The organism is Neopusillimonas aromaticivorans, assembly GCF_030344915.1.
GTDB classification, from domain to species: domain Bacteria; phylum Pseudomonadota; class Gammaproteobacteria; order Burkholderiales; family Burkholderiaceae_B; genus Neopusillimonas; species Neopusillimonas aromaticivorans.
In genome coordinates, this window is sequence record NZ_CP128233.1 from 226,219 (window position 1) to 235,000 (window position 8,782).

General features: G+C 54.0%; 3 protein-coding genes, 2 rRNA genes and 3 pseudogenes. 6 read left to right on the forward strand and 2 right to left on the reverse strand.

All coding sequences use genetic code 11. From position 1 onward, the window contains the following. Positions 1-120: 120 nt before the first annotated feature. The 6 genes and pseudogenes from N7E01_RS01200 (at position 121) to N7E01_RS01225 (ending at position 5,243) form a co-directional block, all read left to right on the forward strand. A complete protein-coding gene (locus N7E01_RS01200) occupies positions 121-804 on the forward strand; it encodes an ABC transporter substrate-binding protein (RefSeq protein ID WP_289174204.1) in 684 nt (227 codons plus the stop codon). Positions 805-807: 3 nt separating this feature from the next. After that, a pseudogene (gene ssuC / locus N7E01_RS01205) lies at positions 808-1,595 on the forward strand (aliphatic sulfonate ABC transporter permease SsuC). A 10-nt stretch (positions 1,596-1,605) separates the two neighbouring features. Next, positions 1,606-2,447, forward strand: a pseudogene (locus tag N7E01_RS01210) (ATP-binding cassette domain-containing protein). A 273-nt stretch (positions 2,448-2,720) separates the two neighbouring features. After that, complete coding sequence (gene rlmH / locus N7E01_RS01215; protein ID WP_289174207.1) at positions 2,721-3,191, forward strand: 23S rRNA (pseudouridine(1915)-N(3))-methyltransferase RlmH; 471 nt, start codon at positions 2,721-2,723, stop codon at positions 3,189-3,191. 15 nt (positions 3,192-3,206) lie between these two features. Continuing rightward, positions 3,207-4,642, forward strand: a pseudogene (pyk, locus tag N7E01_RS01220) (pyruvate kinase). 4 nt (positions 4,643-4,646) lie between these two features. Beyond that, positions 4,647-5,243 carry a Maf family protein gene (locus tag N7E01_RS01225; protein ID WP_289174210.1) on the forward strand — a complete coding sequence of 199 codons (597 nt, stop codon included), beginning with the start codon at positions 4,647-4,649 and terminating at the stop codon, positions 5,241-5,243. A 238-nt stretch (positions 5,244-5,481) separates the two neighbouring features. Here N7E01_RS01225 and rrf read toward each other — a convergent pair. Then, a 5S ribosomal RNA gene (gene rrf, locus N7E01_RS01230) occupies positions 5,482-5,594 on the reverse strand. Between the two features lie 214 nt (positions 5,595-5,808). Further along, positions 5,809-8,693, reverse strand: a 23S ribosomal RNA gene (locus N7E01_RS01235). Positions 8,694-8,782: the final 89 nt, after the last annotated feature.

Consider the following 8,782-nt stretch of genomic DNA (forward strand, 5'->3'; position numbering starts at 1 on the left):
ACAATCACTTGCAGCGCGAGATCGCTCCGCTGGGGTACACGACCGTGACAACACATACTTTTGCCAATGGACCGGACCTCAACGAAGCCTTCTTCGCCGGATCGGTGGACGTTGGCATCTATGGCGATACCCCATCCATCGTGGCCAGTGGCCCGCGGCCTGAAAAACAAGCTGATCGGTTTCGACCAGATCGGCATGGATGTCTGGCTCCTGACACCGCAAAACGGTGTCACCGATATCAGGCAGCTTGAAGGCAAGACTGTCGCAGTCGCGCTGGGCTCGTACATGCACCGGTATGTCATTGGTCGCCTGAAAGAAGCCGGAATACTCAAATCGACCAAGATTGTCTACATGTTGCCGCGAGATGGCGGCCCCGCCCTGGAAAAGAATGCGGTTGCAGCGTTTGCCGCACCCATCGGCATGGGCCCACTGCTGGCAGAGCGCGGCTTTCCCGTCCTGGATCGGGCCAGTCATCATCCTCACCTGGCGGGTTCATCGCTGATTACCGCATCTGATGAAGCATTGAAACGCGCTCCGGGACTGGCGGCTGCCTTGTTGCGCGCGCGACAGGCCGCACTGAATGATATCCGTAACGACCCGGATGCCTATTACGCCTTCCATGCCAAGGCCAGCGGCTTTCCGGAAAGCGTCGTTCGTGCCTCTCATCCGGTTTCCCAATTCGTTTATGAGGCCTACCCGCCGCAAGGCTTGCAGCAACTGCATCATGTCAGCCAATTCTTGCTCGACGAAAGATTGATCCGTGAGCCGCTCGCGGTCGAACAATGGCAAATCACGGGGTTGTGAAACATGCACACGAAAAACACCCTGCCTCGACGCCTGCTGGTGCGCGTAGCCCCATGGGTACTGCCGGTTTCACTCTTGTTGCTATGGGAACTGGTTGTTGCAACCGGCCTGGTTGCAAGCCACTTGCTGCCCGCCCCGACTACAGTGCTGGAAACCGGTTGGCACCTTGCCGTCACCGGCGAGCTCTGGGAGCATATGATCGTCAGCACAGGGCGAGCGGCGGCCGGCTTTGCCATCGGTGCCGGCGCCGGTTTACTGTTAGGCCTTTTAACAGGCCTCTCCCGCTGGAACGCACTGTTTCTTGACAGCTCCATGCAAATGGTACGCAATATTCCCCATCTGGCCTTGATCCCCTGGTGATTTTGTGGTTCGGCATTGATGAAAGCGCAAAAATCTTTCTGGTCGCGCTAGGTACCATTTTCCCTGTGTACATCAACACATATCACGGCATCAAAAACGTGGATGGAAATCTGGTCGAAATGGCTCGCAATTATGGCCTTTCGGGCTGGACACTTTTCAGACAGGCCATTCTCCCCGGCGCTTTGCCTTCAATTCTGATTGGCATCCGCTTTTCTCTGGGGCTCATGTGGCTGACCCTGATCGTCGCAGAAACCATATCGGCCACAGCGGGTATCGGCTACATGGCCATGAACGCACGTGAATTTCTGCAAACCGACATCGTCATTTTTGCGATTTTGACCTATGCACTGCTTGGAAAAGTTGCCGATCTGTCGGCCCGCAAGCTTGAATACCATTGGCTTAAATGGCATCCAGCCTTCCAGCCCTCGTAAAGGAAACGATATGATTAACCACACGTTAACCGGACTGGGTCTTCACCTGAAAGGTCTTCAGAAGCACTTTGGAAACCGGCCCATTTTGCGTGATTTCGATCTCGCGATTCCCGCAGGACAGTTTGTAGCAATCGTCGGACGCAGCGGCTGCGGGAAAAGCACGCTGCTGCGGCTGCTATCAGGTCTTGATCCTGATTTTAACGGTCACATCGGAACAGATCACGGCCAATTGCTCGCCACTGTCAAAAATCAGGTCCGTCTGATGTTTCAGGATGCACGCTTGCTACCCTGGAAGTCGGTCCTTGACAATGTCTGCCTGGGTTTACCCTCAGGCCAGCGGCATCATGCGCTTGACGCATTAACGGCAGTCGGCCTTGAAGACCGTGCACACGATTGGCCAGCCCGTCTTTCCGGTGGCCAGCGCCAACGCATTGCCCTGGCTCGTGCACTCGTTCATCGCCCGCGCCTGCTGCTGCTGGATGAACCCTGGGTGCCCTGGATGCCCTGACACGAATAGAGATGCAACAACTGATCGAAACACTCTGGCAACAGCATGGTTTCACCGTCATCCTGGTCACGCACGATATCAGCGAAGCGGTGGCCGTTGCCGACAGGGTAATTCTGATGGAAGACGGCGGGATTGGGCTCGACCTTCCAATCGCGCAAGAACGCCCACGGGTGCGGCATAACGCAGAATTGGCAGCGCTTGAAAACTTGATACTTGACCGGGTGCTACGCCCTGAACCTGCACATCGCAAAGGCAGGCTATCGACCCCAGAACACCAGGCACCGGAATCTCTGGCCTACCCACTTCCCAGCCAGATGCCCACAACCCTATTATCAACGACTTAGGCACCCCAGGTATAAAACACGACTGTCATCAACCCCGCTATCAGAACAACAATCCTTCTTTCAGAACGGCTTTCCCGGTATCGGAACAGCTATCCGCTATACTTGCAGGGTGGAGCAATACACCATACTTGAACATCGTCGGACGAATGCAAATTCGTCCGAACTTTTTGTCGGTTTCATCCACACCACCCCCGAATCCTTTTCCACCGCCCTTCGCGACTGGCCCTGGAAATCTCTGACAGGCTGTCGCGCATCCTGGAAACACACTGATCAATGAAACTCGTTGTCATTGCCGTAGGAGTACGCATGCCGCGCTGGGTCGAGGAGGCCTGGCAAGACTACGCGAAGCGTATGCCTGCCGACTGCACACTGGTACTACGCGAAGTAAAACCTGAACCGCGCACCAGTGGAAAGACACCCGCCCAAATGATGCAAGCTGAAGCCCAGCGCATCGACGCAGCAATTCCGTCAAACGCTTTTCTTGTCGCCCTTGACGAACACGGTCGCGATCTCACCACCATGAAACTGGCCGCAGAGCTTGAGAAATGGCGCTCCAATGGTCAAGACGTTGTATTTTTGATTGGTGGTCCAGATGGCCTCGATAGCCAACTGAAGCAGCGATGTGATAGCCTGATACGCCTGTCATCGTTGACATTACCCCACCCGATGGTCAGGGTGGTACTGGCGGAACAGTTGTACCGCGCCTGGTCCATCACGACCAACCATCCTTATCATCGGGCCTGATACCAGTGCCCGATCATGCAAAAACGACGTACCAAAATAGTGGCCACCATTGGCCCGGCCAGTTCCAGTCCAGAAGTCATTGAAAAGCTCATTCTTGCGGGCATGGATGTCGCTCGCCTGAATTTTTCGCATGGCTCACCAGAAGATCACCGACAACGCACTGAACTGATCCGTGATATTGCCGCGCGCCACAAGCGACGTGTGGCCATCATGGGTGACCTTCAAGGCCCAAAAATCCGCATCGCGCGATTCACACACAATGAGATTGAACTGGTTGAAGGTGAACCCTTCATCTTGTCAAACCTGCATCCTGGCGACGAGGGCAACCATCGGATCGTTGGCATTGATTACCCGAGCCTGGTCCATGATTGTCGCCCGGGCGACGAACTTTTGCTTGACGATGGCCGTGTTGTCTTGCAAGTGGATCGGGTTGACGACCATGCTGTGTACTCCACTGTTACGCAAGGCGGCACCTTATCCAACAACAAAGGCATCAATCGACGCGGAGGGGCATTTCCGCACCCAGCCTTACTGATAAAGACAAGGCCGATATCAAGACCATTGCCGACCTTGAACTTGATTACGTGGCGGTATCATTCCCTCGGTATGGCTACGACATCAGCAAAGCCCGTGAGTTACTTGAAGCAGCAGGCAGTTCCGCCTGGGTTATTGCCAAAATTGAACGTGCAGAAGCCGTAGCTGACGATGCGGCATTGGATGATTTGATCATGGCCAGCGACGGGGTCATGGTGGCGCGCGGTGACCTGGGCGTTGAAATTGGCGATGCCCGATTGGCTGGCATACAGAAACGGATCATTTTGCATGCCCGGACACTGAACAAGCTGGTCATAACAGCAACACAGATGATGGAATCCATGATCTCCAGCCGTTTACCTACTCGTGCCGAGGTGTCAGATGTGGCCAATGCCGTACTTGACTACACCGATGCCGTCATGCTTTCAGCAGAGACCGCTGCCGGTCAATATCCTGTAGACGCGGTAGCCGCCATGGCACGTATTTGCCTGGGTGCCGAGCAGGAGCCAGGTACAACACAGTCAAAACATCGCCTGGGTGAAAGCTTCCAGCGCTGTGACGAAACCATTGCGCTATCGGCCATGTACGCCGCCAACCATTTCCATGGCATCAAGGCCATTGTCAGCCTTACTGAAAGTGGTCACACCCCGCTGATCATGTCCAGAATACGATCGGGCATACCGATCTATTGCTATACCTCACATATCGCAACTGAACGGCGCGTCGCTTTGTTCAGAGGCGTTTATGCCCTGCCCTTTGATGCGGAAGCGGTTGCTCATGAAAAAATCGGTGATACTGCGGTGCGCGTACTGGTCGAACAAGGCCTGATCAGAAAAGGCGACTGGGTCATCATCACAAAAGGTGACCGTCGCAACGACGGAGCAACCAACAGCATGCGCATTGTCTGCGCTGAATAAATAAATGTGTATACCGCGTATCTACCTGGCCTCGGCCAGCCCAAGACGACACGAAATTCTGACTCACATGGGTGTCGATCACGTCATCCTGACAGTTCCTGCACCAGAGGGTGAGGATGAGCCTCGTCTGCCCGACGAGAGCCCTCAGGACTATGTAAAGAGAACTGCGCTCGATAAAGCTATTCGGGCCAACTCATGGATAGAACAAAACAAGTTGCCACGCTACCCCATACTCACCGCCGACACAACCGTATCGCTGGATGGTCGGATTCTGGGGAAACCTGAATCGATACAAGACGCGAAGTACATGCTAGGCTGTCTTTCAGGAAAAACACATCTGGTCCAGACTGCCGTTACGCTAACGCTGAAGGGTGTCGTAAATGAACACCTTAGCACGACACAGGTGACGTTCGACACACTATCTGCTCATCAGATCGAAGAATATGCCAGCGGCGACGAACCCTGGGGCAAAGCGGGTGGTTATGGCATCCAGGGGAAAGCCGCGGCCTTTATTGTGAACATCAATGGCAGCTACAGTGGCGTGATGGGGTTGCCGGTGTATGAAACAGCCCAACTGCTGCGGTTGTGCAAGACGGTGTGAGGCGACGCAGCTTGGAAGCATCGCCAGCAGGTTGAGATGAGCGTCGATCGTACGCCTGAGCTGCTCCTGAACCCCTGTCCGTTGCGCATTACTTGTGCAGGCTGTGACCTGCTTGCCGCGGGTTTATCATTCGCCCCGCCGGTATGCAGCCCTATCGGGCGGCCGCAGGTGGCGGCTGTGAGCGCGCACAAAGTAAAACGCCCCGCAACGAAGAGTTGCGGGGCGTTTTGGTATAAAAGCCTGACGATGACCTACTTTCACAGACGTTAATCAACTATCATCGGCGCAGAGGTGTTTCACGGTCCTGTTCGGGATGGGAAGGGGTGGGACCACCTCGCTATGGTCGTCAAGCGTAACTTGTTGCCTGGGCTGGTGAACTGCTTAGGCCAACCTGGGCCAATCGTGGAAGAAGCAACGTGTGGTGCGTGATGCATCACACACGATGGTGAGTACTTATGTTTTGCAGTGTTGGGTTGCGTTGTTTAGCGGTGCTGTTGCTGCCGGGTTAGGGCAGACTTTCAATTTGTTTGAACGGCACTTGAATCACGTTAACCTGCAAGGTTATAGGATCAAGCCGCACGGGCAATTAGTACTGGTTAGCTAAGTACATTACTGTACGTACACACCCAGCCTATCAACGTCCTGGTCTCGAACGACCCTTCAGGGGCTCTAGGCCCCGGGATACCTAATCTTCAGACGAGTTTCCCGCTTAGATGCCTTCAGCGGTTATCTCTTCCGTACATAGCTACTCGGCAATGCCATTGGCATGACAACCGATACACCAGCGGTACGTCCACTCCGGTCCTCTCGTACTAGGAGCAGGCTCCGTCAAGTATCCAACGCCCACGGCAGATAGGGACCAAACTGTCTCACGACGTTTTAAACCCAGCTCACGTACCTCTTTAAATGGCGAACAGCCATACCCTTGGGACCGGCTACAGCCCCAGGATGAGATGAGCCGACATCGAGGTGCCAAACACCGCCGTCGATATGAACTCTTGGGCGGTATCAGCCTGTTATCCCCAGAGTACCTTTTATCCGTTGAGCGATGGCCCTTCCATTCAGAACCACCGGATCACTATGTCCTGCTTTCGCACCTGTTCGACGTGTCAGTCTCACAGTCAAGCACGCTTATGCCATTGCACTATCAGCACGATTTCCGACCGTACCTAGCGTACCTTCGAACTCCTCCGTTACGCTTTGGGAGGAGACCGCCCCAGTCAAACTGCCCACCATGCACTGTCCCCAACCCGGATAACGGGCCAAGGTTAGAACCGCAAACAGACCAGGGTGGTATTTCAAGGTTGGCTCGGCCAAATCTAGCGACTTGGTTTCAACGCCTCCCACCTATCCTACACAGGCCGGTTCACAGTTCAATGCAAAGCTACAGTAAAGGTTCATGGGGTCTTTCCGTCTAGCCGCGGGTAGATTGCATCATCACAAACACTTCAACTTCGCTGAGTCTCAGGAGGAGACAGTGTGGCCATCGTTACGCCATTCGTGCAGGTCGGAACTTACCCGACAAGGAATTTCGCTACCTTAGGACCGTTATAGTTACGGCCGCCGTTTACCGGGGCTTCGATCAAGAGCTTGCACCCCATCACTTAACCTTCCGGCACCGGGCAGGCGTCACACCCTATACGTCCACTTTCGTGTTAGCAGAGTGCTGTGTTTTTAATAAACAGTCGCAGCCACCGATTCTCTGTGACCCCTTCATGCTCAGGGCGCAGGCCCATCACACTACCAGGGTATACCTTCTCCCGAAGTTACGGTATCAATTTGCCGAGTTCCTTCTCCTGAGTTCTCTCAAGCGCCTTGGAATATTCATCCCGTCCACCTGTGTCGGTTTGCGGTACGGTCGTGCAGTACTGAAGCTTAGAGGCTTTTCTTGGGACCACTTCCGATTAGTTTAAGACCGAAGTCTTATTCAGCCACACCCTTGAATTACGCGCCCGGATTTGCCTAAAGCGCCTTCTATAGTGCAGCAACGGGGACTTCCAACACCCCGATAACCTTTCGCAATCCGTCCCCCCATCGCATACTGCAACGGTGCTGGAATATTAACCAGCTTCCCATCAGCTACGCATCTCTGCCTCGCCTTAGGGGCCGACTCACCCTGCGCCGATGAACGTTGCGCAGGAAACCTTGGACTTACGGCGAGGGGCTTTTCACCCCCTTTATCGCTACTCATGTCAGCATTCGCACTTCTGATACCTCCAGCAGACTTTACAATCTGCCTTCGCAGGCTTACAGAACGCTCTCCTACCGCGTATATCGAAGATATACACCCGCAGCTTCGGTAACTGGCTTAGCCCCGTTACATCTTCCGCGCAGGACGACTCGATCAGTGAGCTATTACGCTTTCTTTAAAGGATGGCTGCTTCTAAGCCAACCTCCTGACTGTCTAAGCCTTCCCACTTCGTTTCCCACTTAGCCCGTTTTAGGGACCTTAGCTGGCGGTCTGGGTTGTTTCCCTCTTGAGTCCGGACGTTAGCACCCGGTGCTCTGTCTCCCGCGCTGTACTTGCCGGTATTCGGAGTTTGCCATGGTTTGGTAAATCGCAATGACCCCCTAGCCATAACAGTGCTCTACCCCCGGCAGTAATACGCGAGGCACTACCTAAATAGTTTTCGGAGAGAACCAGCTATTTCCAGGCTTGTTTAGCCTTTCACCCCTATCCACAGTTCATCCCCTAATTTTTCAACATTAGTGGGTTCGGTCCTCCAGCACGTGTTACCGTGCCTTCAACCTGACCATGGATAGATCGCCTGGTTTCGGGTCTACACCCAGCGACTAAAATCGCCCTATTCGGACTCGCTTTCGCTACGCCTTCCCTATTCGGTTAAGCTTGCCACTGAATGTAAGTCGCTGACCCATTATACAAAAGGTACGCAGTCACCCCATAAAGAGGCTCCTACTGTTTGTATGCACACGGTTTCAGGATCTATTTCACTCCCCTTCCGGGGTTCTTTTCGCCTTTCCCTCACGGTACTGGTTCACTATCGGTCGATCACGAGTATTTAGCCTTGGAGGATGGTCCCCCCATCTTCAGACAGGATTTCACGTGTCCCGCCCTACTTGTCTGACGCTTAGTTCCACATACTGTATTTCACCTACAGGGCTATCACCTGCTACGGCGGCTCTTTCCAGGGCCTTCGGTTATACAACATGCTAAATCGTCACGGCTGCTCCGGTTTCGCTCGCCGCTACTACCGGAATCTCGGTTGATTTCTTTTCCTCGAGTTACTGAGATGTTTCAGTTCACCCGGTTCGCTTCAACACACCTATGTATTCAGTGTGTGATACCCTCTTGCGAGGGTGGGTTTCCCCATTCGGACATCTGCGGATCAAAGCTTGTTTGCCAGCTCCCCGCAGCTTTTCGCAGGCTACAACGTCCTTCATCGCCTGTGATCGCCAAGGCATCCACCATGTGCACTTAGTCACTTGATCCTATAACGTTGCACGCTATAGGTCTCTAACTTGAGTTTGCGTGTTTGTGCCGTTCATCATTCTTAAGGCCCAGCCATGAATGACTGGAT

Excerpts from the sequence above, each read along its gene's own strand:
- N7E01_RS01200 (WP_289174204.1), top strand. The coding sequence starts at position 121 with ATGGCGATACCCCATCCATCGTGGCCAGTGGCCCGCGGCCTGAAAAAC.
- rlmH (WP_289174207.1), top strand. The coding sequence starts at position 2,721 with ATGAAACTCGTTGTCATTGCCGTAGGAGTACGCATGCCGCGCTGGGTC.
- N7E01_RS01225 (WP_289174210.1), top strand. The coding sequence starts at position 4,647 with ATGTGTATACCGCGTATCTACCTGGCCTCGGCCAGCCCAAGACGACAC.